This is a genomic window from Streptomyces sp. NPDC003720 (genome assembly GCF_042875075.1).
Taxonomy (GTDB): domain Bacteria; phylum Actinomycetota; class Actinomycetes; order Streptomycetales; family Streptomycetaceae; genus Streptomyces.
Map to the genome: position 1 here is coordinate 497,250 of NZ_JBIANZ010000005.1, position 25,057 is coordinate 522,306.

28 protein-coding genes and 1 pseudogene are annotated in these 25,057 nt (G+C 73.7%); 15 read left to right on the top strand and 14 right to left on the bottom strand.

Translation table 11 applies throughout. The features are described 5' to 3' along the window. Positions 1-11: 11 nt before the first annotated feature. On the bottom strand, positions 12-1,265 hold the full coding sequence (locus tag ACFYU0_RS16840; protein ID WP_351671273.1) for an aromatic acid exporter family protein: 1,254 nt from the start codon (positions 1,263-1,265) through the stop codon (positions 12-14). A 94-nt stretch (positions 1,266-1,359) separates the two neighbouring features. Continuing rightward, positions 1,360-1,854 carry an FBP domain-containing protein gene (locus tag ACFYU0_RS16845; RefSeq protein ID WP_389301689.1) on the bottom strand — a complete coding sequence of 165 codons (495 nt, stop codon included), beginning with the start codon at positions 1,852-1,854 and terminating at the stop codon, positions 1,360-1,362. 251 nt (positions 1,855-2,105) lie between these two features. On the opposite strand from ACFYU0_RS16845, the gene ACFYU0_RS16850 reads away from it, so the two are divergent. Beyond that, positions 2,106-3,395: an ROK family protein gene (locus ACFYU0_RS16850; RefSeq protein WP_389301692.1), complete on the top strand. Its 1,290-nt coding sequence runs from the start codon at positions 2,106-2,108 to the stop codon at positions 3,393-3,395. Positions 3,396-3,573: 178 nt separating this feature from the next. On the opposite strand, the gene ACFYU0_RS16855 is transcribed toward ACFYU0_RS16850, so the two are convergent. The 4 genes from ACFYU0_RS16855 to ACFYU0_RS16870 all read right to left on the bottom strand — a co-directional run bounded on the left by ACFYU0_RS16855 (position 3,574) and on the right by ACFYU0_RS16870 (position 6,898). Then, complete coding sequence (locus ACFYU0_RS16855; RefSeq protein WP_389301696.1) at positions 3,574-3,792, bottom strand: hypothetical protein; 219 nt, start codon at positions 3,790-3,792, stop codon at positions 3,574-3,576. 31 nt (positions 3,793-3,823) lie between these two features. Next, the gene (locus tag ACFYU0_RS16860) at positions 3,824-4,855 is read right to left on the bottom strand and encodes an SDR family oxidoreductase (RefSeq protein ID WP_389301697.1); all 1,032 of its coding nucleotides are present in this window, start codon (positions 4,853-4,855) and stop codon (positions 3,824-3,826) included. 291 nt (positions 4,856-5,146) lie between these two features. Further along, a complete protein-coding gene (locus ACFYU0_RS16865) occupies positions 5,147-5,818 on the bottom strand; it encodes an HAD family hydrolase (protein WP_389301700.1) in 672 nt (223 codons plus the stop codon). Between the two features lie 39 nt (positions 5,819-5,857). Further along, positions 5,858-6,898, bottom strand: a complete 1,041-nt coding sequence (locus tag ACFYU0_RS16870; protein WP_389301702.1) for a PHP domain-containing protein — start codon at positions 6,896-6,898, stop codon at positions 5,858-5,860. 162 nt (positions 6,899-7,060) lie between these two features. On the opposite strand from ACFYU0_RS16870, the gene ACFYU0_RS16875 reads away from it, so the two are divergent. Genes ACFYU0_RS16875 through ACFYU0_RS16885 form a run of 3 tightly spaced genes read left to right on the top strand, consistent with a single transcriptional unit; the run spans position 7,061 to position 9,184 of the window. Next, a complete protein-coding gene (locus tag ACFYU0_RS16875; protein WP_389301704.1) occupies positions 7,061-7,867 on the top strand; it encodes an SDR family oxidoreductase in 807 nt (268 codons plus the stop codon). A 7-nt stretch (positions 7,868-7,874) separates the two neighbouring features. Then, entirely contained in the window at positions 7,875-8,900 is a 1,026-nt protein-coding gene (locus ACFYU0_RS16880; RefSeq protein WP_389301707.1) for a DNA topoisomerase IB, read from the top strand. A gap of 35 nt (positions 8,901-8,935) precedes the next feature. Continuing rightward, positions 8,936-9,184, top strand: coding sequence for a hypothetical protein (locus ACFYU0_RS16885; protein ID WP_351671300.1), 249 nt, complete (start codon positions 8,936-8,938; stop codon positions 9,182-9,184). Positions 9,185-9,259: 75 nt separating this feature from the next. Here ACFYU0_RS16885 and ACFYU0_RS16890 read toward each other — a convergent pair whose 3' ends face one another. Together ACFYU0_RS16890 and ACFYU0_RS16895 are read right to left on the bottom strand one after the other, a co-directional pair. Then, on the bottom strand, positions 9,260-10,501 hold the full coding sequence (locus tag ACFYU0_RS16890) for a ricin-type beta-trefoil lectin domain protein (RefSeq protein WP_389301711.1): 1,242 nt from the start codon (positions 10,499-10,501) through the stop codon (positions 9,260-9,262). Positions 10,502-10,596: 95 nt separating this feature from the next. Next, positions 10,597-11,154 (bottom strand): VanZ family protein, encoded by a 558-nt coding sequence (locus tag ACFYU0_RS16895; protein ID WP_351671306.1) that lies wholly within the window; start codon positions 11,152-11,154, stop codon positions 10,597-10,599. Between the two features lie 251 nt (positions 11,155-11,405). Between ACFYU0_RS16895 and ACFYU0_RS16900 the strand changes: the two genes are divergently transcribed. From ACFYU0_RS16900 to ACFYU0_RS16925, 6 genes are read left to right on the top strand one after another with little or no spacing between them, the layout of a single operon-like run. Next, the gene (locus ACFYU0_RS16900; protein ID WP_351671309.1) at positions 11,406-11,612 is read left to right on the top strand and encodes a hypothetical protein; all 207 of its coding nucleotides are present in this window, start codon (positions 11,406-11,408) and stop codon (positions 11,610-11,612) included. Continuing rightward, a complete protein-coding gene (locus ACFYU0_RS16905) occupies positions 11,609-12,061 on the top strand; it encodes a monovalent cation/H+ antiporter complex subunit F (protein WP_389301715.1) in 453 nt (150 codons plus the stop codon). Before ACFYU0_RS16900 ends, ACFYU0_RS16905 begins: the two co-directional genes overlap by 4 nt. 33 nt (positions 12,062-12,094) lie before the next feature. Further along, positions 12,095-12,355: a hydrogenase subunit MbhD domain-containing protein gene (locus ACFYU0_RS16910; protein WP_351671315.1), complete on the top strand. Its 261-nt coding sequence runs from the start codon at positions 12,095-12,097 to the stop codon at positions 12,353-12,355. After that, on the top strand, positions 12,352-13,092 hold the full coding sequence (locus tag ACFYU0_RS16915; protein WP_389301718.1) for an MnhB domain-containing protein: 741 nt from the start codon (positions 12,352-12,354) through the stop codon (positions 13,090-13,092). Before ACFYU0_RS16910 ends, ACFYU0_RS16915 begins: the two co-directional genes overlap by 4 nt. A 10-nt stretch (positions 13,093-13,102) precedes the next feature. Beyond that, a complete protein-coding gene (locus tag ACFYU0_RS16920; RefSeq protein WP_351671417.1) occupies positions 13,103-13,450 on the top strand; it encodes a sodium:proton antiporter in 348 nt (115 codons plus the stop codon). After that, the gene (locus ACFYU0_RS16925; RefSeq protein WP_389301721.1) at positions 13,450-15,207 is read left to right on the top strand and encodes a complex I subunit 5 family protein; all 1,758 of its coding nucleotides are present in this window, start codon (positions 13,450-13,452) and stop codon (positions 15,205-15,207) included. The genes ACFYU0_RS16920 and ACFYU0_RS16925 overlap by 1 nt, the downstream gene beginning before the upstream one ends. Positions 15,208-15,210: 3 nt before the next feature. Here the strand turns inward: ACFYU0_RS16925 and ACFYU0_RS16930 are convergent, their stop codons facing one another. Beyond that, positions 15,211-15,873 carry a DUF4230 domain-containing protein gene (locus tag ACFYU0_RS16930; RefSeq protein ID WP_351671324.1) on the bottom strand — a complete coding sequence of 221 codons (663 nt, stop codon included), beginning with the start codon at positions 15,871-15,873 and terminating at the stop codon, positions 15,211-15,213. A gap of 196 nt (positions 15,874-16,069) precedes the next feature. On the opposite strand from ACFYU0_RS16930, the gene ACFYU0_RS16935 reads away from it, so the two are divergent. Then, complete coding sequence (locus tag ACFYU0_RS16935; protein WP_351671420.1) at positions 16,070-17,023, top strand: ribose-phosphate pyrophosphokinase; 954 nt, start codon at positions 16,070-16,072, stop codon at positions 17,021-17,023. 28 nt (positions 17,024-17,051) lie between these two features. Here the strand turns inward: ACFYU0_RS16935 and ACFYU0_RS16940 are convergent, their stop codons facing one another. Further along, the gene (locus tag ACFYU0_RS16940) at positions 17,052-17,465 is read right to left on the bottom strand and encodes an anti-sigma factor antagonist (RefSeq protein ID WP_351671327.1); all 414 of its coding nucleotides are present in this window, start codon (positions 17,463-17,465) and stop codon (positions 17,052-17,054) included. Positions 17,466-17,632: 167 nt separating this feature from the next. Next, a complete protein-coding gene (locus tag ACFYU0_RS16945) occupies positions 17,633-18,583 on the bottom strand; it encodes an NADP-dependent oxidoreductase (RefSeq protein WP_389301723.1) in 951 nt (316 codons plus the stop codon). A 71-nt stretch (positions 18,584-18,654) separates the two neighbouring features. Here ACFYU0_RS16945 and ACFYU0_RS16950 point away from each other — a divergent pair, with 71 nt between their 5' ends. The 3 genes and pseudogenes from ACFYU0_RS16950 to ACFYU0_RS16960 form a co-directional block, all read left to right on the top strand. After that, positions 18,655-19,611: a GlxA family transcriptional regulator gene (locus tag ACFYU0_RS16950; RefSeq protein ID WP_389301726.1), complete on the top strand. Its 957-nt coding sequence runs from the start codon at positions 18,655-18,657 to the stop codon at positions 19,609-19,611. A 73-nt stretch (positions 19,612-19,684) separates the two neighbouring features. Then, positions 19,685-20,530 (top strand): hypothetical protein, encoded by an 846-nt coding sequence (locus ACFYU0_RS16955; protein ID WP_351671335.1) that lies wholly within the window; start codon positions 19,685-19,687, stop codon positions 20,528-20,530. 25 nt (positions 20,531-20,555) lie between these two features. Further along, positions 20,556-20,807 (top strand): annotated as a pseudogene (locus tag ACFYU0_RS16960) (response regulator transcription factor); the annotation flags it as partial. 146 nt (positions 20,808-20,953) lie between these two features. Here the strand turns inward: ACFYU0_RS16960 and ACFYU0_RS16965 are convergent. Together ACFYU0_RS16965 and ACFYU0_RS16970 are read right to left on the bottom strand one after the other, a co-directional pair. Further along, positions 20,954-22,348 carry an FG-GAP repeat domain-containing protein gene (locus tag ACFYU0_RS16965; protein WP_389301730.1) on the bottom strand — a complete coding sequence of 465 codons (1,395 nt, stop codon included), beginning with the start codon at positions 22,346-22,348 and terminating at the stop codon, positions 20,954-20,956. A 162-nt stretch (positions 22,349-22,510) separates the two neighbouring features. Next, the gene (locus ACFYU0_RS16970) at positions 22,511-23,068 is read right to left on the bottom strand and encodes a GNAT family N-acetyltransferase (RefSeq protein WP_389301732.1); all 558 of its coding nucleotides are present in this window, start codon (positions 23,066-23,068) and stop codon (positions 22,511-22,513) included. 147 nt (positions 23,069-23,215) lie between these two features. Here ACFYU0_RS16970 and ACFYU0_RS16975 point away from each other — a divergent pair, with 147 nt between their 5' ends. Next, a complete protein-coding gene (locus tag ACFYU0_RS16975) occupies positions 23,216-23,605 on the top strand; it encodes a signal peptidase I (protein WP_389301735.1) in 390 nt (129 codons plus the stop codon). A 75-nt stretch (positions 23,606-23,680) separates the two neighbouring features. Here ACFYU0_RS16975 and ACFYU0_RS16980 read toward each other — a convergent pair whose 3' ends face one another. After that, on the bottom strand, positions 23,681-24,907 hold the full coding sequence (locus ACFYU0_RS16980; protein ID WP_389301737.1) for a helix-turn-helix domain-containing protein: 1,227 nt from the start codon (positions 24,905-24,907) through the stop codon (positions 23,681-23,683). Positions 24,908-25,057: the final 150 nt, after the last annotated feature.

The following is a 25,057-nucleotide window of genomic DNA, read 5'->3' on the forward strand; positions in this document are numbered from 1 at the left end:
CGCGGCACCTCTCACGGAGAACGCTCGCCGAACCCCGTACGGTTCCGCCACAGGTCCTCCTGCACGCCGAGGCGCTCACGCAGCCGGCTCATCCGCGGCAGCCTCGCCCGCTGCTCCCGCGACACCCGGTCCAGCTCCTCCAGCAGGCGGCGGGTGCGGTGCTCGGTGTCGAGCTCGGCGATGATCCGGTTCACCTCGGTCAGCACGGCCCCCATGAGCTGCCAGTTCTCCCAGTCCTTGCCGACCTCGTCCCGGAGCAGTTCGGCCAGCCGGTCACGGGTGCCGGCCGCGGTGTGCAGCTCGGCGGCGAGCCGTGCCTCCGCCGACTCGGCGTTCTCGCTCAGATCGGTGGTCACGAGGACCGCGAAGCTGACGATCGCGTCGGCGATCTCGGAGAGCAGTTGCTCCACGGTCGCGCCGGCGTCCGCCGGGAACAGGTCCTCCGAGCCGCGGGCCTTGGCCAGGTCCGTGAAGGAACGGGCCAGCACCCGCAGCACCACCGTGCAGATCTCCAGCGTGTCCAGGCCGGTGCGCAGCACCACCCGGTGCAGCAGGCCCTCCTTGACGCGCGGATTGAGCCGCAGGCTGTCCTCGGCCTGCCGCAGCGAGGCGTCCACCTGGGCGATGTGCTGGTCGAGTCGGCGGGCCTCGTGCAGCCGCTCGGCGGCCATTTCCCAGGAGACGCGGCCCGCGGCCTCCTCGCCCATGCGCAGCATCAGCTGCCGCACCCGGCGGGCCAGGTCCTCGATCGACTCGCCCGCCTTGTCCACCCAGACCGGTGGCGGCAGCAGCAGGTTGCAGGCCATGCCCACGACCGCGCCGATCAGCGTCTCCACGATCCGGGCCCAGGCGGTGAAGCCGACGGTGGTGACCCCGAGCACCAGCATGGCGCTGATCGCCACCTCGGCCACGTACTCGTCGACCCGCACCAGGTGTCCCACGCCGAGCGAGGCCACGATCAGCAGTGCCAGGCTCCACCAGGTCAGGCCCACCAGCAGGCTGAACGCGATGGCGACCAGCACCCCGGCGACCACCGAGTTCACCCGGCGGATGCCGTTGGTGAGGGTGGCGTAGAAGGTGACCTGGACGACCAGCAGGGCGGTCAGGGGGGAGGTCAGCGGAGCCGGTTCGGGACTCAGGCGCAGCGCGATCACGTAGGCGATCGTCGCCGCGGCGGCGGACCGCAGCGTCTGGACGACCACCGGCTCCCGGTAGCGCATCACCAGACGCTTCAGTGCCGTGGTCCACTCTCGTACGTCGTACATCCCTTGGCCTGTTCCCGCTCCTCGGCCGGGCCGAACGTCCCTGATCGGGGAGGCGTCCATCCGTGACGCCGGCCGGTCGCCCGCACGGGGCGCGTCAGTCGCGGATCCTGTCGAGGAAGGCGTGCAGATTGCCCGTGGCACGGGCGATCTGCTCCTCCAGGGTCAGGCTCTCCTCGAACCGGCCCCCCGACTCCGGCACCTTCTTCCCGCGGACGTACAGCGAGCAGGCCAGGTCCGTGCACATGTACACCCCGACCGAGTTCCCCTCCCGGCCCGCCGGACCGGCCTTCCGCGCCGTCATCAGGGACACCCCGCCGCCGGGGTGCGTCGTCAGGCACACCGAGCACAGGCTGCGGTGCAGCAGCCCGCGTCGCGCGGCCGGGTAGCGCAGCGCCACCCCGACGAGCCCGTCCTCCCGCTCGGCGACCAGATAGCTCCGGTCGGGCGCCCCCGGATCCCGCCAGCCGAGGAAGTCCAGGTCGTCCCAGGGGCGTTCGCCCAGGTCCCGGGGCACCGCCAGCCGCTTGGCCTCGCCCTTGGAGCAGTTGACGAAGGAGGCGCGGATGTCCTGCTCGGTGAGCGGTCGCATGAGAGGGGTCCTTCCGGATTCCGTGTGCCGAGGAGCGAACCTAGACCCTCTAGGTTCATGGCTAGCGTAGATAGCCAACGGCGGAGCGGGCCAACGGATTTCCGTACGCTGTACCGCGAGGGGAGGGCGAGGGGCGTCTAGGGGCGCCGCGATGGTTAGCTCAATACATGAAATAAGGGTTGTCGGAAAGTCGCGTCCCGGCTGGCGCGAGAGGTATGTTGCAGGTCGGGACAGGGTTCGGAGGGAGCCACATGGCGGGGCGGAACGGGCGGACGGTACGGGACCTCAGGCGGGGGAACCGCACGGCCCTGCTGCAACGGCTGTACTTCGACGGCCCGCTGAGCCGCTTCGAACTGGGCCCGGCGACCGGGCTGAGCTCCGGCTCCGTCAGCAACGTGGTCGCGGACCTGGTCGCCGACGGCCTGATCGAGGAGGCCGGCAGCGTCGACTCCGACGGCGGCCGCCCCCGTACGCTGCTGCGCGTCGCTCCGCACAGCGGCCAGATGATCGGCGTCGACGTCGGCGAGACCCGGGTCCGGGTCGAACTGTTCGATCTGGCGCTCACCGAACTCGCCCGCGCCGAACGGCCCCTGACCCAGGACGGCTACGACGTCGACGGGATCGTCGGCCACATCCGCGACGGCATCGCCGAGGTGCTCGCGGCCCCGGAGGCCGTGCCCGAGCGGCTGCTCGGCGTGGGCGTGGGCGTGCCCGGCATCGTCGAACACACCGCAGACCGGGGCGCCGTCGTCCACGGGCAGACCATCGGCTGGGACGCGGTGCCCCTGGAGGAACTGCTGCGTTCCACCTCGCAGCTCCCGCAGGCGGTCCGCTACTTCATAGACAACGGGGCCAAGACCCTCGGCCAGGCCGAGATGTGGTTCGGCGCCGGGCGGGGCGCCCGCAACGCGGTGGTCGTGCTCTTCGGCTCCGGCGTCGGCGCCTGCCTGGTCACACCGGAGGTGGAGCACGGACGGGCCGTCGAGTGGGGCCATCTGACGGTACGGGTGCGCGGACGCCGCTGCCGGTGCGGGGCGCCGGGCTGCCTGGAGGCCTACGCCGGTGCCGAGTCGCTGCTCGCCCGCTGGCGCGAGGAGGGCGGACGGCCGCCCGAGGACGCCGACGAGGAGACCGCGCTCACCGCGATGCTGGCCGCCGCCTATCCGCTGGACGGCGGCGACCCGGACCCGATCGCGCTCGCGGTCCTGGAGGAGACCGCCGAGTACCTGGGCGCCGGGCTCTCCGACCTGATCAACCTCTTCCAGCCGGAGCGGATCCTCATCGGCGGCTGGGCCGGTCTGCAGCTCGGCACCCGCTTCCTGCCCGCCGTGCGCCGCCACGCCTCGACGTACGCCCTGCGGCACCCGGCCGACAAGGTCACCATCGAACTCGGCCGGCTCGGCCCCGACGCGGTCACCGTGGGCGCCGCGATCCTGCCGCTCGCCGACTTCTTCGCCCGTGGCGGCCGCCGTGCCGAACCGGTCGCGGAGGACCGCCATCCGGCCTGGCGGGCCGCCCTGGAGGAGCGGGCGCCGCGCTAGGCCGTGTCCGCGACGCGCCCGCGGCGCGACGCCCGGCACGCGCTCTCGCCGCACCGGCCGAGGGCCCGAGTGCACCCGGTACGGGGGCATCCGGCCGGCGAACCGGGAGCACGCACCGGACGCCGCGACGCCCGCCCTGCGGGCGAACGACGCGACGTCGCGGACGCGGCCCAGGCCGTCAGTCCGCGGGCTCGTCCGGTTCGGGCCGCTCGCTGGTCCCGATGCCGTCGTCCGTCCGGGTCCCCTCGTCCGGGGCCGTGCCCTCCTCGCCGGGCGGGGTTTCCGGCCCGGCGTCCAGCCGGTCGGCGCCGGCGCCGGCCTGCTGGTCGGGCGGGTCCCTGGGAACGGGATGCTCATCGCGCCCGGGCTCCGGCTCGGGCTCCGACTGTACGGTCATGGGTTGCCTCCCCTCTCACGCCGGCCGCGGTTCAGCCGACCTTCCGTCCGCGCAGCGGCTCGGTCTCCATGCCGCCGCCCTGCTGCAGTCCGTCCAGGAACTCCCGCAGCACCTCCTCGGCCGTGTGCCGGGGGCGCCAGCCCAGCTCGGTGCGGGCCCGGGAGCAGTCCATCAGCGGCAGCCGCAGGACCGCGTCGAACAGGTGCGGGGAGGCCGGGACCAGCCGCAGCCCCCAGGCCGCGGCGAGCGCCGACCGGGCGGCGGTGCGGGGCAGCCGGACCGGACGGGTGCCGAGCATCTCGCCCAGCAGGGCCGCGTCCACCGGCGGGTCGGCGGCCAGGTTGAACGCGCCCCGCGCGGCCTCCGAGTGCACCGCGAGCCGGTAGGCCTCGGCGGCGTCGTCCGTGTGCAGCACCTGCATCCGCAGCCCCGGCACGTCCGGCAGGAACGGCAGCATCTCGGGCCGGGCCAGCGGGCCCGGCAGGAAGCGTCCGCCGAAGATCCGCCGCTGCTCGCTCGCCGACTCGCGCTTGAACAGGAAGCCCGGCCGCATCCGGACCACCCGCACCTCGGGGTGATCGCGCTCGAAGATGTCGAGGGTGCGCTCCAGGTACGCCTTCTCCCGGCAGTACGCGGCGTCCGGCCACCCGTGCGTCGGCCAGGACTCGTCCACCGCGTGGTCCTTCGGGCCCGGCGAGTACGCCCCCACGGAGGAGGCGTGCACCAGCACCGGCACCCGGGCCGCGGCGACCGCCTCGAACACCCGGTTGCCGCCCAGCACGTTGGTCCGCCAGGTGGTCGCCGGATCGTGCGTCGGCTGGAACGCCCAGGCCAGGTGGATCACGGCGTCGGCGCCCTCGAACCGTTCGGCCAGATTGGCGGTCTCGGAGGCGAGATCGACCGCCGACCACTCCGTCTTCGGCGGGGACCACGCCGGCGTCCGGCGCGCGATGCCCCGGACCGACTTGACCCCCGGATCGTCGGACAGGACGCGCACCACGCTCGTACCGACGTTGCCGGTGGCGCCCGTCACCACGACCCTGCTGCCCACTGCGCTGGTCACCTTCGGCTCCTTCCGCGGAGACTTCGGCGGACCCGCCGGGTACCCGGCGGCCCGGCGCGCACACGGCGGGGCACGAGAAAGCCCCGGCCGTGACGGGGGAGACACGGCCGGGGCGGCTTGTGGTGGGCGCGGACGGCGGTCGCCTCTCGGCGAGACGCTCCACAGGGCTTCAGCCGGACGATCGTCCCTGTGGGCAAAAGGTGAGGCCCGGGGACACTGTCCCGTCCGCACCCACGGCTGGTTCAACGGGCAACCACCCCGTGGTGTTCCGGCGGTCCACCATGACCTGCGTCACTCCGCCGCGATCCGGGCCAGCGGGCTGTCGGCCAGCCGGGCGAGCAGGTCCGCGGGATCGTCGTACACCGCCTCGGCCCCCGCCTCCTCCAGATCGGCCCGCGGGATCCCGCCGCACAGCAGGCCCACACAGCGCACCCCGGCCTTGGCGCCGGCCCGCATGTCCCACACGGTGTCCCCGACGAACACCGCCCCGGACGCGGGCACCCCGGCCAGCTCCAGCGCGCGCTCCACCGGCTCCGGAGCCGGTTTGCCTTCCGCCACGTCGTCGGCGCTCGCCGTGCCCACGATGGCCTCGTCCGCGTCGATCGCCCGGCGCAGCGCACCCAGCTCGGCGCCGCTCGCGGAGGTGGCCAGCACCACCCGCCAGCCGTCCGCGTGCAGCCGCCGCAGCAGCTCACCGGCCTTCGGCAGGGCCTGCAGCCGCTCGAAGTACTGGCCGTAGAGGGCCTTGTGCGCGTCGCTCAGCGCGGCGTCCTGCTCCTCGTCCCGGCCGTCGCCGAGCAGATGCGCGACCAGATCGTCGGAACCGAGGCCCACGGCCCGGTGCACGGCGTGCATGGGCACGTCGTGGCCCGCCTGCCGGAAAGCCTCCCACCAGGTCACGACATGCAGATGGTTGGTGTCGGCGAGCGTTCCGTCGACGTCGAACACGGCGGCGCGGTCCATCCGGGGGTTCCTTTCTCTCGGCCCCTTCCGGGTACCACCTCAGGGACCCGCCACGCGCGCCGGTACGCGGCCCTCACGCGTCCAGGCCAGCAGCTCGTCGGCGGCCCAGGTGTTCACCACCCGTCCGGCGGGCACCCCGCACTCCTCGGCGCGGGCGCAGCCGAGGATCTGCCAGTCGAGCTGTCCGGGGGCGTGCGCGTCGGTGTCGATCGCGAACAGCGTCCCCGCGGCCACCGCACGGCGCAGCAGCCGCCGGGGCGGGTCCAGCCGCTCGGGCCGGCTGTTGATCTCCACGGCCGTACCGGACTCGGCGCAGGCCGCGAAGACCTCGTCCGCGTCGAACTCCGACTCGGGCCGGCCGCGCCCGGTGACCAGCCGCCCGGTGCAGTGACCGAGCACGTCCGCGTGCGGGTCGCGGACCGCGGCCACCATCCGGCGGGTCATCGAGCGGGCGTCCATCCGCAGTTTGGAGTGCACCGACACCACCACGACGTCCAGTCGCTCCAGCAGCCCGGGCTCCTGGTCGAGCGAGCCGTCCTCGAGGATGTCGCACTCGATCCCGGTGAGCAGCCGGAACGGCGCCCACCGCGCGTTGAGCTCCGCCACCACCGCGAGCTGCTCGCGCAGCCGTTCGGGCGACAGGCCCCGGGCCACGGTCAGCCGGGGGGAGTGGTCGGTCAGCACCGTCCACTCGTGGCCCAGCCGGGCCGCCGTCAGCCCCATCTCCTCGATCGGGCTGCCGCCGTCCGACCAGTCCGAGTGGGTGTGGCAGTCCCCGCGCAGCAGCGCCCGCAGCTCCGCCCCGGGGCCGCCCGCGTCCGGCGCGGCGGCCTCGTCCTCCAGCTTGCGCAGATAGCCGGGCTGCTCCCCGGCCAGCGCCTCCCGGACCACCTGCGCGGTCTTCGGGCCGACCCCCTTCAGCGCCTCCAGCGTCCCGGCCGCCGCCCGCTCCGCGACCTCCTCGCCGGGCAGCGCGGACAGCACCCGGGCGGCGGTCCGGAAGGCCTTGACCCGGTACGTGGGAGCCAGCGACCGCTCCAGCAGGAAGGCGATCCGGTCCAGCGCCGCGACGGGGTCCATGCGTGCACCTCCAGGTCGGTGAAGCCCCTCCAGGGTTCCCCGGACCGGCCCCGCCCGCACGTCACCGGGCGGCGCGGGCGCCGGGACCTACGGCGGTTTGCCGGTGCGGCCGCCGGGTACTGCGGAGTCCCGTCGACGTGCCCGCCTGCGAGGAGACCTGCGATGTCCGCTTCCGCCGACACCCCCCGAGTGGCCGTGATCACGGGCTCCGACTCCGGCATCGGCCGCGCCACCGCCGTACGCCTGGCCGAGGCGGGGCTGGACGTCGGCATCACCTGGCACAGCGACGAGAAGGGCGCCGAGGAGACGGCGCGGGAGGTCCGGGAGCGGGGCCGCCGGGCGGCCGTGGCCCGGCTCGACCTCACCGAACTGCCCGGCGCCGCGGACACCGTGGACGAGCTGTGCGCCGAACTCGGCCGCGTCGACGTCCTGGTCAACAACGCCGGCACGGGCACCATGACGCCCTTCCTCGACCTCGGCCTCGAGGACGTGCGCCGGGTGCTCGACGTGGACCTCGTCGGGCCCTTCCTGTGCGGGCAGAAGGCGGCCCGGCACATGATCGCGCAGGGCGACGGCGGCCGGATCGTCAACGTCACCTCCGTCCACGAGCACCAGCCCCGGGTGGGCGCGGCCCCGTACTGCGCGGCCAAGGGCGGGCTCGGGCTCCTCACCCAGGTGATGGCCCTGGAACTGGCCGAGCACGGCATCACGGTGAACGCGGTGGCGCCCGGCGAGATCGCCACCCCGATGACCGGACAGGAGGACACCGACGTGCACACCGAGCGCCGTCCCGGCGTACCCCTCGGACGCCCCGGCGACGCCCGCGAGGTCGCCGCCGTGATCGCGTTCCTCGCGAGCCCGGACGCCTCCTACGTCACCGGCGCCTCCTGGAGCGTCGACGGCGGCATGCTGCGCATGGGCCCGCAGGCCGGCTCGCATCTGACCGGCGACGACTGGCGACGGCCCTGACGGCACCATGAGACTGCGCACCAGTTCCTGGGACCGGCCGGGCTTCACCCGCATCCGCGCCGGCCGGGGCTTCCGCTACCGGGACGAGTCCGGCGCGCCCCTGACCGACCCCGCCCAGCGGGCCCGGATCCGGGCCCTCGCCATCCCGCCGGCCTGGCGGGACGTGTGGATCTGCCCCTGGCCCAACGGCCACCTCCAGGCGGTGGGCACCGACGCCGCCGGACGCCGCCAGTACCTGTACCACGAGCAGTTCCGGGCCCAGCAGGACAAGGCCAAGCACGAGCACGTACGCGGTGTCGCGCGCGCCCTGCCGGAGCTGCGCGCCCGGGTCTCCGCCGACCTCGCCGGACGCGGACTGAGCCGGCCCCGGGTCACCGCCTGCGCCGTCCGCCTGCTGGACCTCGGCTTCTTCCGCATCGGCAGCGACCGGCACACCCGTACCAGCGAGACCTACGGCCTGACGACCATGCTGCGCGAGCACGTGAGCTGCGGCCGCGGCGAGATCGCCTTCAGCTTCCCCGCCAAGGGCGGCACCGAGACGGTCCGCGCCCTGGTCGACGACGAGGCGCACGCCGTCGCCCGCGCGCTGCTGCGCCGGCCGGGCGGCGGGGACCGCTTCCTCGCCTTCCGCGACCACGGTGTCTGGCACGACCTGCACGGCGACGACCTGAACGAGGCGCTGCGCAGGCTCTCCGGCATCGACGTGACCGCGAAGGACTTCCGCACCTGGCACGCCACCGTGCTCGCCGCCGTCGCGGTCGCCGTCACCGCCGGCGGCGCCCGCGGGAGCGAGGCCGCCCGGCGCCGGCAGACGGCCCGCGCCGTCCGCGAGGTCAGCCACTACCTCGGCAACACGCCCGCGGTATGCCGGGCCTCCTACATCGACCCGAAGGTGTTCGAGCTGTTCGAGCGGGGCGTGACGATCGCCCCGGCGCTGGGCCGGCTGGGGGAGCACGGGGACTTCGGGCGCCCCGCCACCCAGGGAGCCGTCGAGGCGGCCGTCCTCGGACTCCTGGACGGCGCACACGGATGAGCCGTCGGCCCGCGAGCCGTTCTACGCTCTATTGCATGACCGAACAAGGAGTTCCGCACATCTCCCACCCACGGATCCTGGTGCTCGGTGTGTGCCCGGGCAAGCACGGCGGGCCGCCGTTCCGGATCATGGAGATCGACGGTGAGGTCATCGGTGAGGCCAGGACCATCACCGACGTACTGGAGGCCGCCGCGTCCCACGGCCTGCCCATCCATGATCTGGACGACCCGGACTCCATCCGCTGGGTGGGCGGCGACAAGTACACCTGGACCCTGCACCACTGAAGGCGACCGCCCGCGGCGGCCCGGACGGGCCGCCGCGGGGCTTGCGTGCCCGCGACGGCCCCGGTACCGCGGTGCTCAGCCCACGGTCCACTTCTGGTTGGCGCCGCCCGTGCAGGTCCAGATCTGCAGCCGGGTGCCGTTGGCCGAGTTGTTCCCGCTCACGTCCAGGCACTTGTTCGCCTGCGGGTTGACGATGTCGCGGGCCGCCGGGAGGGCCCACTTCTGGGCGGCGGTGCCGTTGCAGTCCCAGAGCTGGACGGGCGTGCCGTCGGCGGTGCCGCCGCTGGTGACGTCGAGGCACTTGCCGAGCGCCCGGATCGTGCCGTCCGCGCCCACCGTCCACTGCTGGGCCGCCGTGCCGTTGCAGTCGTAGAGCTGGACCGGTGTGCCGTTGGCGGAGTTCGCGGCGGCCACGTCCACGCACTTGCCCGCCAGGCCGCGGATCGCCACCCCGGCGGCGCTGTCGCTCGTGGTCACCGAGACCGAGTCGACCACCAGTTGCGCCGGGAACTGGGTGGAGCCGTCCGGGTCGCCCGGCCAGTAGCCGCCGACCGCCAGGTTCAGGATCAGGAAGAACGGCTTGTTGAACACCCAGGTCTTGCCGCCGAGGTCGGCGGGCGTGCGGCGCTGGTAGACGTTGCCGTCCACGGACCAGGTGATCGAGTCGGGCGCCCAGTCGACGGCGAAGGTGTGGAAGGCGTCCGCGAAGGCCTGGCCGCCCGGCAGGGTGTAGCCGGCGCCGATGCCGCCCGAGCCGGAGTAGCCGGGGCCGTGGATGGTGCCGTGCACGGTGGAGGGCTCGAAGCCGACGTTCTCCATCACGTCGATCTCACCCGAGTCCGGCCAGTTCACCGGGGTGCCGAGCATCCAGAACGCGGGCCACATGCCCTGCCCCCGCGGGATCTTCATCCGGGCCTCGACATGGCCGTACTGCGCGTTGAACTTCCCCGAGGTGTTGAGCCGGGCCGAGGTGTACTGGCAACTGCCGTACCAGCACTGGTAGCCCGCCGGATTCTCCTTCCGGGCCGTGATGACCAGGTGCCCCTGGCCGTCCAGGGCCGCGTTCCTGGTACCGGAGGTGTAGTACTGCCGCTCGTGGTTGTTGACGTTGTCACCCGTCTCCAGGGTCCACTTCGAGGAGTCGACGCCCGAGCCGGCGGCCCCGTCGAAGGAGTCGGAGAAGGTGGAGACGGCCGCGGCGGCCGCCCCGGCCGGGGCGTCGCCCTGCGCGCGGGCCGGGCCGACGGCGGCCGAGCCGACCAGCGCGGCGGACAGGACGGCGAACAGACATCTGCGGAGCAGGCGTGGGGAGGGCATGTCTCTCCGTTCGGAGTGGGGGGTGAGATGCCCTCTTGATTCAAGGCGTGAGATAAGAACGGGTCAATACTCTGGTCCGGACCAGTTTCTGACGCTCACTCAGTTTCCGCGGGCTTCACCCGGCGGTGCACCGACCGCCCGAGCCGCCGGCCCAGCAGCAGCCAACCGAGCAGCGCGCCCGTGGTGTTGAGGATGACGTCGTCGATGTCGAAGGCCCGCCCGGTGACCAGCGCGCCCTGGATCAGTTCCACCACCAGCATCACCAGGGCCGTGAGCACCAGCACCTGGAGCATGCCCCGGGCGCGCGGCGCCAGGACCGGGACCAACACCCCGAAGGGCACGCCGAGGAGCACGTTCCCGCCGATCTGCTTGACCGTGTCCCGCCACGGCGCGTACTCGAAGTAGGCCGACAGCGACCGCCCGGGGTGCAGATTGCTGTGCGTCAGCGACACCGACGCCGGGGACGGCTGCAGCGTGAGCCGGGCCAGTACGACCGCGAACGCCACCATGAACGCGAACGCGACCAGCATCGCCAGCAGCCGCAGCGGAAGCGCGAGCGCGTGCGGTGCGGCCGCCGGGCGGGTCCGGGCGGGCGTCTCCCGCTTCTTGGGCGTGCGCAGCGCGGTGGGCAGGCGTAGCGCGGTCCGGGCCATTCGGTCACTCTCCTGGAATAGACAACGTCCCCGTTTCCCAGCGCGGTTACCCCTGAACCGGCGCGGAATGCCGTCGCCCGGACGGCGGCCGGAGCGCGTCGGCGGTTTCCGTTCACGCCTCCGGGGCACTCCGGCCCCCGGACCCGCGTGCCGCCCGCCCTTCGCGGGCCGGGCGGTGCTTGGATGCCCCGAGCGGCGTATCGGAACGAACCGCCGCACAACGCCCAGCCGAGCGGACCGAGGAGACGGCGATGACCGGGCGCACGTCCCCGCGCGGCACCCCGCGCACCGTCCTGCTCGCCCTGGCCGAGCTGCTGGCCTGGTGGACCGCCCTCGCCCTGCTGTGGCTGGTTCTCATCACCTCCGTCGACACCCTGGAGCGGATCGTCGGCGCGAGCGCCGCCGCGGTGGGGGCGCTGCTGGCCCGGGCCGGACGGCGGGCGGTGACCTGGCGGTGAACGGCTGGATCCTGGCGGCGACCGTCCTGCTGGCCGGGGGAGGGGCGGCCGTGCTGTGGGGGGTGGCCTCCGGCCCGCTGCCCCGCCGGGTGGTGGCGCAGAACCTGACCACCTCCGTGGCCTGCCCGGCGCTGCTGCTGCTCGCCCAGGGCTACGACCGCCCCGCCTACGTCGACCTCGCACTGCTGATGGCCCTCCTGGGCCCGGTCGGCACCCTCGTCTTCGCCCGTCTGCTCGCCGCCGACCTGGCGGGTGAACGGCCCGCCGCCTGGGGCCTGACCTGGGCCGCGGCCACGCTCGGCGCGGTGGTCGTGGTGGCCGTGTGCGTGGCCGCCGGGCCGGGCCGGGCCATGGTGAAGCTGCTGGTGACCGGCGTCCTGCTGGTCGGCGGGAACCTCATCGCCTCCCGTGCGCTGTCGAGCGGGTTCGAGGAGGTGCGCGGTGACTGACACGGCGCGCGGCGGTCGCGGGGGAGGTGCTGCATGGCCGACGCGGTGATCGTCGTGGCGCTGCTGCTGGTGGCGGCCACCGCCACCGCCGCGGTGGCGGTGCGCGATCCGGCGCGGCAGGCCCTGGTGCTGTCCCTGCTGGGCGTCACGCTGGCCGTGCTGTTCACCGTGCTCCAGGCCCCGGACGTCGGCCTGTCGCAGCTGGCCGTGGGCTCCGCCGTCACCCCGCTGCTCGTCATGCTGTCCGTGCGCAAGGTCCGCCGGCGCGGCCGGACCGAGGACGAGTCCCGGTGAGCCGCCGGCTGCGGCTGTGGCTGCTCGCCGCGGGCGGGGCCGGGCTGGCCGCCCTGCTGGTCGCCGCCGCCCTTGACCTGCCCTCCTTCGGCGGCGCGAGCCACCCCTACGGCGACCGGGCCGTCCGGGCCTCCCTCGCCCGGCACACCGCGAACACCGTCGCCTCCGTCAACTTCGACCAGCGGGCCTACGACACGCTCGGCGAGATGAGCATCCTGTTCGCCGCCGTCCTCGGCTGCGTGGTGCTCCTGCGGCAGGCCCGCGACGAGCACCGGGCGCAGCCGGAGCCCGCCGAGCCGGCCCGGCCGGTCCGCCGCTACGCGCTGGTCGTGCTGCCCGTCGCCCTGGTCACCGGCATCTACGTCGTCGCACACGGCCAGCTCAGCCCCGGCGGCGGCTTCCAGGGCGGGGTCGTCGCCGCGACCGCGCTGCACCTGCTGTACCTCGGCGCCGACTACCGCGCCCTGGAACGGGTCCGCCCCCTCGGCCTCTTCGAGGCCTCCGACGCCCTCGCGGTCTGCGCCTACCTGGTGCTCGGCCTCGCCGGCGTCGTCGCGGGCACCGCCTTCCTGGCCAACACGCTGCTGCCGTACGGGACGTTCAACACGCTGGCGTCCGGCGGCATCGTCCCGTTGCTGAACGCGGCCATCGGAGTGGAGGTGGCCTGCGCGGTGGTCGTACTGCTCGCCGGCTTCCTGGACCAGGCCGTCGAGATCGAGGAGGGACAGGGGAGTTGAGAGCGCCGTGATGCACGTGCTGCCCTACCTGGTCGCCGCCTACATCTTCCTGGCCGGCGCCTACGGCCTGGCCACCAGCCGCAATCTGATCCACGCGGTCGGCTGCCTGGCCGTGTGCCAGTCGGCCACGTACGTCCTGCTGCTGGCGGTGGGCTACCGCGACGGCGCCACAGCGCCCGTCTTCTCCGACCTGAAGCCCGGCTCGCGGCCGGTCGTCGACCCGGTCGTGCAGGCCCTCACCCTCACCGACATCGTCGTCGGCGCCACCGTCACCGCCATGCTGCTCGCCCTCGTCCTGCAGATCGCCAAGCGGCACGGCACCGTCGACCCCGACGAACTCAGGGAGCTGCGCGGCTGATGCACCACCTGCTCCCGCTGCTCGTCGCGGTGCCGCTGCTCGGCGCCGCGCTGCTGGTGGCCATGGGCCGCTTCCTGCCCCGGCGCGCCGCCGAGATCACCGGCTGCGCGGTCTCCGGCGGCACCGCCGCGCTCGCCCTGGTCCTGCTGCCGCACTCCTCACCCCCGCTGGTCGAGTGGGCCGGCGGGTGGCGTCCCACCGGCGCCGGCAGCGTCGGCATCGTGCTGGTGGGCGACGGGCCCGCCCTCGGCATGGCCACCCTCGCCTCGCTGCTCACCCTGGCGGCGCTCGCGTACTCCTGGCGGTACTTCGACGAGCCGCCGCGCGGCCACTCCGGCTCCTTCCCCGCGCTGATGCTGGCCTTCCAGGGCGCGATGTGCGGGTTCGCGATCGCGGGCGACCTGTTCAACGCCTTCGTGTTCTTCGAGCTGATGAGCGTGGTCGCGTACGCGCTGACCGGCTACCGGATCGACGAGGCGAAGGCGGTGCAGGGCGCGCTGACCTTCGGCGTGGTCAACTCGCTGGGGGCCTACGCCCTGCTGATGGGCATCGGGCTGCTGTACGCCCGCACCGGTGAGCTGTCCATGACGAGGATCGGCCGGGGGCTCGACGCGCACGGACCGCCGGACGCCCTGGTCCTCGCCTCCTTCGTACTGGTGATGACCGGGCTGCTGGTGAAGGCGGCGGCCGTACCGTTCCACTTCTGGCTCCCGGACGCGCACGCGGTCGCGCCGACCCCGGTCTGCATGCTGCTCTCCGGCGTCATGGTCGAGCTCGGCTCCTACGGCGTCTGGCGGGTGTACGGCACGGTCTTCGCCGGCCCCGGCGGCATTCCCGCCCCGGCACTGACCAGCGCCCTGGTCACGCTCGGCACGCTCACCGCCGTCATCGGCTCCGCCATGTGCTGGTACCAGCGGCACATCAAGCGCCTCCTGGCCTACTCGACGGTCGCGCACACCGGGCTGTTCCTGATCGGCCTCGGCGTGCTCAGCCCCGAGGGCGACGACGGGATCGCGCTGTACATCCTGGGCCACGCCGCCGTGAAGGCCGCGCTGTTCGCCTGCTCCGGCGCCCTGCTCGACCGGTACGGCAGCGTCGACGAGCACGCTCTGCACGGCAGGGCGCGGGAACTGCGCGGCTTCGCGGTGATGTTCGCCGTCGGCGGCCTCGCCCTCGCCGGTCTGCCGCCGTTCGGCACGGCGCTCGGCAAGGCGATCGCCGAGGAGGCCGTGGGCGGGCCGCTCACCGTGGTGTTCGTGGGTGCTTCCGCGGTCACCGGCGCGGCCGTGCTGCGCGTCACCTCCCGGGTGTTCCTCGGCCTCGGCCCGCGCCCGCGGGACGCGGAGTACGAGACCAGCGGCTCCGACGAGCGGCCGGAGACGACCGGCATCCTGCGGCGCGTCCCGGACAGCATGACGGCGGTGCCCGCCGTGCTGCTCGCCGCCGCGTTCGCCGCCGGGGTCGCCCCGGGCTTCGGCGATGTGGTGGCCCGGTCCGTCAACGAGGCCGGCTCGGGCGGCGCCCACGCCTCCGCGCACTGGACGCTCGCCGGCGTCCTGCTGGGCCTGCTCTCGGCGCTGCTCGCGGTGGCCCTCGCCACGTCCGCCGTGACCCGGCCGGGTCGGGTGGGCGCCCCGGACCGGGCCCTGCCCCTGCGCCGGCTGCAGTCGGGCCACGTCGGCGACTACGTGGCCTGGCTGCTGGTGGGCGCCACCGCGCTCGGGGCGCTGGCGCTGCCGGGCGTCCTGGGCGGCTGACGCTCAGGCCCCGTAGGACACGTGCACCTCCTTGAACCCGAGGGAGTGCAGCAGCCCCTGCAGCATGTCGGTGGTGTTGGACTCGGCCCGCCCGGTCAGCCCGCTGTCCTTCGCGGCGTCGCCGATGTGCCGCACGGCGAGCTTCTGCACCGCCTGCTCGCCGTTGGGGTTGTCCGAGAACAGGTCGCCGAGCCGGTCGAGCAGACCGCGCTGCTTGGACACGGCGTAGGAGCGGTCCGGGTCCAGGGCGGGCCTGCCGAGCCGCGCGTGCGGCAACCGGAGCGTGGCCGTCGTCCGGTCGCCGTTCACCGACACGTCCTTGTCCCCGACCGCGCCGAGGTCCACATAGGCGTCCACGGTGCCCGCGCCGACGTACAGCGTGCGGGTGCCGCGGATCGCGTCGGGCAGGAACTTCGCGTCCTTCTCCAGGTCGACGACCACCTGGAAGTTGCCGGAGGCGGCGTCGTAACGGCTCATGTCCTGGATGGACTTCAGGAGCGCGGGGCCGCTCCGGTCGTGCGTCTCGGTGCCGAACAGGTCCTTGATGCCCGGGAGCACGGCCAGCCGGATGCCCGCGAACAGCACCACCAGCACCAGCACGAACGCGGTCACCACCTTGGCCCAGCCGGGCATGCGGCGGGGCAGGCGTCTGGCTTCAGTCGTCATGGCGACCCTCCTTCCTGCTGACACTGATGCCCGTCAAACGCGGGAGCAGACCGCGCCATTGAGTGGACGACGGCCCCGGGGGCCGGGCGCCGGACGACGGCCGGGACGGGCGCGCCCGGCACACCGCTGCCGGGGGCCGGGAAGCGCCGCCAGTAGCATGACGGCGCAGCCCGTGCTGATCAGCGAGGAGCGGATCGTGCGAGACATCGCCGTCTTCAGTGGCAGTGCCCATCCCGAGCTGGCCGTGGAGGTCTGCGCCCACCTCGGCGTGCCGCTCAGCCCGACCCGGGTCAGCCGGTTCGCCAACGACTGCCTGGAGGTGCAGCTCCAGGCCAACTGCCGGGAGCGGGACGTCTTCCTGATCCAGCCGCTGGTCCGGCCGGTGCAGGAGCACCTGGTCGAACTGCTGATGATGTGCGACGCCGCCCGGGGCGCCTCCGCCGCCAGGATCACCGTCGTCATGCCGCACTACTCCTACGCCCGCTCCGACAAGAAGGACGCGCCCCGCATCTCCCTCGGCGGCCGGCTGGTCGCCGACCTGCTGACGGCCGCGGGCGCGAGCAGGGTGCTCGCCATGACCCTGCACGCGCCCCAGGTGCACGGCTTCTTCTCGGTGCCGGTGGACCATCTGCACGCCCTGCGCGAACTGGCCGCGCACTTCGCGCGGTACGACCTGACGCGCACCACCGTCGTCTCCCCGGACCTCGGCAACGCCAAGGAGGCCGCCGCCTTCGCCCGGCTGATCGACGCCCAGGTGGCTGCGGGCGCCAAGCAGCGGTTCGCGGACGACCGGGTGAGCATCAGCTCCGTCATCGGCGAGGTCACCGACCGGGACGTCATCGTCCTGGACGACGAGATCGCCAAGGGCAGCACCGTGCTCGAACTGCTGCAGAAACTGCGCGAGATGAGGCCGCGCTCGATCCGGGTGGCGTGCACGCACGGGCTGTTCGCGTCCGGCGCCCTCAAGCGGCTGAGCGAGCAGCCGGACGTGCTGGAGATCGTCTGCACCAACACCGTGCCGATCCCGGCGGACGAGCACACCGACAAGCTCCGCGTCCTGTCGATCGCCCCGGCCCTCGCCGAGGCCGTGCGCCGCATCCACAACGGCGAGTCCGTCAGCGCCCTGTTCGAGGAGCCGCGGGGCGCCTGACGGCGAGGAGCCGCGGGGCGCCTGCGGCTCACAGGGAGCCGGACGCGGCCTCGGACCGCTTCAGGGCGGCGTCCAGAGTCGGCTGCGGCGGCAGCAGCCGGGACAGGCCGGTGACCCGCAGCACCCGGAGGGTCAGCGGATGGGTGCACACCAGGTGCAGCCGGCCGCCCCGCTCCAGCACCCGGCCGCGCGCCCGGTACAGCAGGCGCAGGCCGGAGCAGTCGAAGAAGTCCACGGCGCGCAGGTCGATCACGATCAGAGCCCCGGGCCGACCGGTCGCCCGGTCCAGCGCGGGGACGATCTCGGCCGCCGCCGCGATGTCGATCTCACCGCGGAACTCCAGCACGGTGTGCCCGCGGTCCTCTCGCACGCGCAGATGCCGGGTGCGTGGCGTGTCCTGTCGCACGACGGCACCACCTCCCACCCGCGCCCGGAAAAGCATGACCCTCGACCGTCAAGTTACCCTCGATAGAAGGAATTTGAGCATGTTCGATTGACATATGTCTTCGGGTTTCACGCGTGTCGCCGTGTGGCCTGGGTGACAAAGCGGCGGCGGCGCGGGAGCGCGGGCCCGCCGTCGCCGGGCCCACGCTCACCCTCCCGCCCAGGTCAGTCCACCAGCAGGACCAGCTTGCCCGTCGTCCGTCCGGTGTCGCCCAGCTCGTGCGCCTTGGCCGCTTCGGCGAGCGGGAAGGCGCCCGCGACGGTGGCGCGCAGCCGGCCCGACTCCGCCAGCTCCGCCACCGTGTTCATCCCGGACCGGTCGGCGTCCACCAGCATCCGCACCGCCCGCACCCCGAGCCGCTCGGCCTCCTCGAGGAACTCCCGCGAACCGACCGGCAGGATCGACACCACGACGCCGCCCGGCCGCAGCACCCGCAGCGACCGTACGGACGTGTCCCCGCCGAGGGTGTCCAGGACGACGTCGACGTCCCGTACCGCCTCGGCGAAGTCGGTGGAGCGGTAGTCGATCGCCTCGTCGACGCCGATCTCCCGCAGGAAGTCGTGCTTCCCCGCGCTCGCGGTGCCGATCACGTACGCGCCGCGCGCCTTGGCGATCTGGACGGCCACGTGTCCCACCCCGCCGGCCGCGGCGTGGATCAGCACCCGCTGCCCGGGCCGCACGTCGGCGTGCTCGGTCAGGGCCTGCAGGGCGGTCAGCGACACCAGCGGGAGCGCGCCCGCCTGGACGTGGTCGAGCGAGGCCGGCTTGTGGGTCAGGGCGCGGGCCGGGACGGTGACGTACTCGGCGTGCGAGCCGTGGCCGAAGGGGTACGGCAGCATGCCGAAGACCTCGTCACCGGGCCGGAAGGCGGCCACGCCGATCCCGGTCTCCGCTACCTCGCCGGAGACGTCCCAGCCGAGGACGAACGGCGGTTCCCCCAGGAAGCCGCCGGTCGCCCGGTGCTTCCAGTCGGTCGGGTTGACCCCGGCGGCCCGCACCCGGACCAGTACCTCGTTCGGCCGAGGCGCGGGCCGCTCGACCCGTACCTCCTTCAGCACCTCGGGACCGCCGAGGACGTCCTGGCGGATGGCGCGCATCGTGTTCACATCGCTCATGGTCACCCAGCCTGCCCGGCGGCGCCCGCCCGGGAAATGGCACGATGGCCAACCTCCGATAGGATCGTGCCATGCGTGGCACAGCGAGCCCGGAACGGGTGGCGGTCCTGGCCCTCGACGGCGCCTACCCCTTCGAACTGGGCATCCCCAGCCGCATCCTCGGCGCCGCCGACGGCCGCTACGAGGTGCTGACCTGCAGCGTCGACGGCCAACCGGTGCGCAGCAGCGCGGACTTCACCATCGGCGTCGAACACGGACCGGAACTGCTGGAGACGGCGGACACGGTCGTGGTCACCTCCGTCGCCCCCGCCCGCCTCCCCACCGGGCTGCCGGAGGCCGTCGCCGCCGCTCTCGCCCGGATCCGCCCCGACGCGCGGATCGTCTCCATATGCACCGCGGCCTTCGTGCTGGCCGAGGCGGGGCTCCTCGACGGCCGCAGGGCCACCACCCACTGGCACCTCGCCGACCTGTTCCGCCGCAGGTACCCGCGGGTCGAGCTGGACCCGGACGTGCTGTTCGTCGAGGACGGCCGGATCCTGACCTCGGCCGGGGCCGCCGCCGGCGTCGACATCTGCCTGCACCTGGTGCGCAGCGACCACGGCAGCGCCCTGGCCAACTTCGTCGCCCGCTGCTGCGTCGTCCCCCCGTTCCGCGAGGGCGGCCAGGCCCAGTACATCGAGCAGCCCGTCCCCGAGAACGGCACCTCCGGCACGGCCGCCACCCGCGCCTGGGCCCTGGAGCGGCTGGCCGAGCCGCTCACCCTGACGGAACTCGCCCAGCACGCCCGGATGAGCCTGCGCACCTTCGCCCGCCGCTTCCACGACGAGGTCGGGATCAGCCCCGGCCGCTGGCTCATCCAGCAGCGCGTCGGCCGCGCCCGGCACCTGCTGGAGTCCAGCGACCTGCCGGTGGACCGGATCGCCGCCGAGGTCGGCTTCGCCACCGGCGCCTCCCTGCGCCAGCACCTGCACGCCTCCATCGGGGTCTCCCCGCAGGCCTACCGGCGGACGTTCCAGAAAGCCCGCTGAGGCCCGCTGAACGTTCCGCGCCCCTCGGCCGTCCAAGGAGCGGACAACGGGCAGGCGGGAACAGGGGTGGGACATGCGCGCGGGACTCGTGGCGGTGGCGGTGCTTGCGGCCGTGGCGGCGGTGGGATGCGACGACGGGACCGGAGTACGGGTGGTGGTCCGCGGCACGCCCCCGGCCACCCCGTACGACGGACCGCTGCACGTGGCCACACGGGACACGGACGAGTCCGGTCCGCGTGCGCTGCGGCAGGCCTCCGGGGCGGCCGGGCGGGCGCTGGAGTGCGACGGGGAGATCTACGACGGCGGCGGCCCCGACGGCTGGAGCAGGGCCGACGGCGGTGACACGCCGGAGGACGGGCTGAAGCTCTACTTCGACCTGTTCGAACCCGAGCTGCCCGGCCACGGCTACCGCGAGGAGCGCGCGGAGGCCGGCCGGGTGCTGTACTCCTTCGACGTCCACGGGCGCACCAAGGTGGCCGTGGTGGTGGCCGAGGACCAGCCCGGCCGCCCGGGCTGGGGCCCGGAGACCTACGCCTCCTGCGACCCCGCCGAACTCCCCGCCCGCTACGCGGAGGCCGCGGGGGTGGAGGTGTGGACGGACCGCGACGGCGGGCGCGTACCGGTGCGCAGGCTCACCGGCTGGACCGGACCGGAGCACTGCGACTGGCAGTCGGCCCGCTTCATCGACCTGGACGGCCGCACCTACGCCCGTGACCCCGAGGGCGTGCTGGCCCGCGACGGCCTCCTCCGGGCGCCGTACCGCGCGCACGCCCCGCTGCCGGCGACGGCCCGTGACACCGGGTACCACTATCGCGGACTGCGGCTGTGGCTGACGCCCGCCCGGGACACCGCCTACGTCCGCACCGCCACCGGCACGGAGGCCTGGCCGCAGACGAAGAGCCGCATCGCCTGCAAGTGACGGTCCGACGGCCGCGGTTCGCGCCCGGTGGGTCGCCCAGCCGCCCGGCGCCGGTGCCGGCACCGGGCTGGAAGAGCTGACCGGCCGCGAACGCGAGGCCGTCGTCCTGGTCGCGCGGGGCCTGTCCAACGACGAGATCGCCGACAGCATGGTGATCAGCCCCCTGACCGCGAAGACCCACATCAACCGGGCCATGTCGAAGCTGCGTGCCCGCGACCGGGCACGACTCGTGATCCTGGCCTACGAGTCCGGCCTGGTGACCCCGCGTACCTCCTGACCCCGCGTCACGCGCACCCGGAGCCGTCCCAGCAGGCCGCTCGGCAGGCAGCCGGGATCCGCGGCACCGACCCGGTTGTCTCGGGCAACGCCGTGCGCGGGGCGCGCGGGGCCGTCGAAGCCGCTGACGGCCCCGCGCTCAGGTTGTCACTGCGGGAAGGTCGGCCAGACGCCCACCTTCGTCACCGCCGTGGTGGTGATGCCCGTGGAGCCGCCTCGCAGGAGGAGGCTGGTCTGCTCGTAGTCGTTGTCGCCGATCACGAGGTCGGCGTCGCCGTCCCGGTCGGTGTCGCGCAGGCGGACGAAAAGGCCGAACCGCTCCCACTGGGTCGGGCTGCCGGGGACGCCGGCGGTGGCGCGGGTGAACCACTGCGAACCCGCGCCGGTCAGCCCCGCTCTGCCGCCGCACAGGATGTGCACGCCGCCCGCCGAGGCGACCGTGCCGACCTTCTCCTCCTCCGAGCTGACCGCGAGGTCGGGGTAGCCGTCGCGGTTCGTGTCGCCGGCGGAGAGGGTGTCGCCGAAGCCGTCGTTCTTCGTCGCGGCCGTGGCGACGCCCGAAGTGGACTGTGTCAGGCGGTACTTGGTCGTGGGCCCGGAGGCGCCGCCGCGGACGACGACGACCGAGCCGGCGCCGTTGTTGTAGCTGGTGTCGCTGACGGCCAGGTCGCCGTAGCCGTTCTTGTCGAAGTCGGCGATGACGCCTCTGGGGCTGTAGTCGGGGTGGGAGTTGTCGATCGGGGTGACCTTGGAAGCGGGCTTGACGGTGCTGCCGCCGCGCAGGAACCAGGCGTCCAGGGTCATCTTGTCGTTGCGGTAGCCCTGCCCGAGGACGTACAGGTCGGTGGCCTTGTCGTCGGTGACCCTCCCGGCGACGAGCCCGGCGGGCTCCAGGATGTCGGGGGAACCGGGCGGCAGGTGGTGCTTGGTGACGGTGCCGGTCGTCCCGCTCTTGGAGAAGCCGCCCCGGAAGACGTACGCGGTGTCGAGGGAGTCGATCACCGCCAGGTCGGGCTTGCCGTCGCCGTTGAAGTCGCCGGTCTCGACGCCCTTGCCGAAGCCCCGGTACTTGACGGCGGCGACGGGGAGCCGGGTGGCCTTCGTGCCGAGGCCGGAGGCCGCGCCCCACATGATGGTGACCGCACCCGAGTCGACCTTGTCGCTCACCTTCTCGGTGAAGTCGGCGACCGCGAGGTCGCCGTAGCCGTCCGCGTTGAGGTCGGCGACGGCGAGGTCCGCACCGAACGCGTCCCCGTAGCCGCCGGCGTCCCCGGCGGCCCCGGGTACGCCCGTGCTGCTCTGGGTGAACGTCTTGGTCACCGTGCCGGGGCCGGTGGCGGTCCCGTAGGTGACGGTGAAGGAGCCGCCGAAGGAGGCCTGGGCGTAGTCCCGGTAACCGTCGCCGTTGAAGTCGTCGGCGTACTTCGCGGCCGCGGCCGCGGCGGGGCTCGAGAGGGCCAGCAGCCCTCCGCCGGTGAGGGACACCGCGGTGGCGGTCGCGAGGGCGAGCCGCAGCGCGCGGGGCATCCTGGGCGTGAACATGCGTCTCCTGCGTGCGCGCGGGACCGGCGGGGCCGGCTCCCGGTGATCTTGTGGTGCGGGGTACAGGGGAGACGCATGGTGGGGGAGAAGGGTTGTATCCCGGGGCCGCTCCTTCGCGGGCCGGCCGTGGGGACCCGACCGCCCAGGGCCGAAGGAGAGGACTCACGGTCCGCTCACCCGATGGAGCCGGGAGAACTCCTCGGCGAGCATGCCCATCAGAACGAGATCGTGGTGGCGGCCGGCGAGGAACACCTGCTCCCGGAGGCGGCCCTCCTCCACGAAACCAAGCCGACGGTGCAGTGCCAGCGACCCCTCGTTGTGCGCGAAGATCCGTGCCTGGCACTTGTGATAGCGCCGCTCGGCGAACATGTACCGCAGCAGCATCACCACGGCCTCTGACGCATAGCCCTGGTGACGGTGGTCGGCACCGATCGTGACGCCGTACTCGAACCAGCCGGCACCGGGGTCGGCGTGGTGCGTGCCGACGGTGCCGACCGCCTCTCCCGAGTCCGCCGCCTCGACGATCAGTTGGAAGCAGTCGCCGTGCGGCTCGGCAACGGCCCGCTCCCTCGCCCAGGCACGGCAGCCCTCGGCGGAACGAGGCGGACGCAGCACGTCCCCCAGCCGTTCCTCATCGGCGGCGAAGCGCATGAACGCCGTCCAGTCGTCAGGCTCGATACCGCGCAGACGTACCCGGGTGCCCGTCCAGAAAGATGCCATCCCGCATTCGATCACGCCGCACCGGAGGCGAGTCCACGCGCTCGCCTCCACCCGCCGTACCCTCGGAAGGCCCGTTCGGGGGGGCGTCATTGCGGCCGATGGCTGTCCGAGGAAAGAGGCTGAAGAGCCGTTGCTAGCGTTCGCCCCGTGAGTGACAGCGTGTACGTGGGCAACGCGGGCGAGGACGCGGCACTGGACCGGGGGTGGCTCCTCGGGCACTTCAAGGATGTTGGGGATCCGCGTCACAGCGAGGCCGTGGAGATCAAGTGGGGCGTCCACCCCCGTGCCGACGCGCGAGCGCAGTGGGTGAGGGGCGAGGAGCGCACCGCTCTCCTGGTTCTCGTCAGTGGCCGCTTCCGCGTCGAACTGCCCGGCCGCAGTGTCCTCCTGGAGAAGCAGGGTGACTACGTCGTGTGGGGGCGTGGAGTCGATCACTCGTGGTTCGCGGAGGAGGAGTCGGTGGTACTGACGGTCCGCTGGCCTTCCGTGCCCGGCTATGCGGCGGCTGGGATGGACCGGGCGCGACCGCAGACCTGACACGGACGACTCCCGCGGCGCCGGCCGGGCGTGGGCCGGCGTCCGGGCGGGCCGGGAGGGCGCCCGTGCCCGACGTCACTCGGGAGCCATCGTGCCCCCGCGCAGTTCCCGTGCCCGCAGCGCGAGTTGGATCTCGAAGCGGGCGTCCGGGTCGTGGAGCGAGTCGCCGAAGAGTTCGTCGAGCTGGCGCATCCGGTAGCGGACCGTCTGAGGGTGCACCGCGAGGCGGGCGGCCACCTCGGCGACGCCCCGGCCGGACCGCAGCAGCGCCAGCAGGGTCTCCGCCAGCCGCTCCCGCTGGGGGAAGCGCACCCGCGCCAGCGGGCGCAGCCGGCGCTCGGCCATCGCGTCCAGCAGCGCGTCGTCGCGCAGGAGCAGCAGCGCGGGCAGGTGGTCCTGGCAGCGCACCACGCCCCCGGCCGGACCGGGGCCCGCCAGCACCCCGCGCCGTACGAGGCCGAGGGCCTCCGTCGCCCAGCGCAGCGACCTCGCGCCTTCGTGCGGCGCCACCGGCGGCCCCATCGCGGCGCGCAGTCCCTGCAGCGCCCCGGCCACCGCACGCGCCCGGCCCGGGCCCTCCGGATCGGGCACCACCAGCAGCGCGGGCTGCAGATCGAAGCGGGCGAGAAACTCCGGCGGCACGATCGGAGCCGCACCGGGGCCCGGGTCCACCGCCACCACCGCCACCGCCCGGGGCACCGTCCAGCGCGCGGAGTGCGCCAGATCGGCGATCGCGCCCTCCGGTGCCGGCGGGTCGGCGGTCAGCAGGTCCGCCAACCGGGCCCGGCGCTGCTGGAGTTCGCCGGCCGCGTGCAGCCGGGCCTCGGTGTAGGCCGCGGTCGCGGCGGCCGCCATCTCGTCCAGGTGCAGGAACAGCGCCTCACCGAAGGCGCCCAGCACATCGCGGGGGAGCAGCCCCTCGTCCACCAGCGCGTTGACCCGGCGCCAGGTCACCCGGGCGCCGAGCCGCAGCGCCGACTGGAACGAGTCGAGACTGCGCCCCTCCTCGGCCTCCCCGCGGCCGATGCGCTCGTACGTCTCCTTGACCGGCTGCCAGTCGGTGTCCGGCTGCGCCATCCGCTCCAGCAGTCCGCGCAGCGCGTGGTCCACGCCCCGGTGCACGCCCTGGATGTACGTGTCGTCCATCGGGCGGGCGTACTCGGCTATCTGGCTGCCGATGGCGCGGACGACCTCCTCGGTGATCTCGGCTGCGTACGGTCGGAGGCGGTCGGGCAGTCCAGGGGGCAGCGCCTTGAACGGGCCGCCCGTGTCGGCCCCCGCCACGGCGGCTCTCTTCGGCACGGCGGTGACGATACCCGCGAGTAACTCGTACGGGCTCATCACCTGGAGACAGTTGCGGAAGCCACTTCTGCGCACCGGTGACAAAGGCCCCTCGCGGCCGGCGGCCCGGACACGCCTGGAGCGCCTTTCGAGCGCGGACGCAAGGCGGAC